Annotated in this window: 1 pseudogene; it reads left to right on the forward strand. The window is 60.3% G+C overall.

The features are described 5' to 3' along the window. Positions 1 to 272: pseudogene (locus AACY52_RS31925) on the forward strand (IS21 family transposase); the annotation flags it as partial.

Raw genomic sequence — 272 nt, forward strand, 5'->3', positions numbered from 1 at the left:
TATGTCTACGCCGAATGGAAAAAGGTGCGGGTGCACATCGACTATCACGTCGAGGTCGAGGGCCATTACTACTCGGTGCCGTACCAGCTGGTGAAGCACCAACTCGAAGTGCGGCTAACCGCTAAGACCGTCGAGTGCTTCCACACCAACCAGCGGGTGGCCAGCCATCTGCGCTCGCCGCACAAAGGCCGCCACACCACCCAAACCGAGCACATGCCCAAAAGTCACCGCGAACATGCCGAATGGACGCCGCAGCGACTGATCCACTGGGC

This window comes from Pseudomonas sp. EA_65y_Pfl1_P113, assembly GCF_963970525.1.
Lineage (GTDB): Bacteria > Pseudomonadota > Gammaproteobacteria > Pseudomonadales > Pseudomonadaceae > Aquipseudomonas > Aquipseudomonas tritici.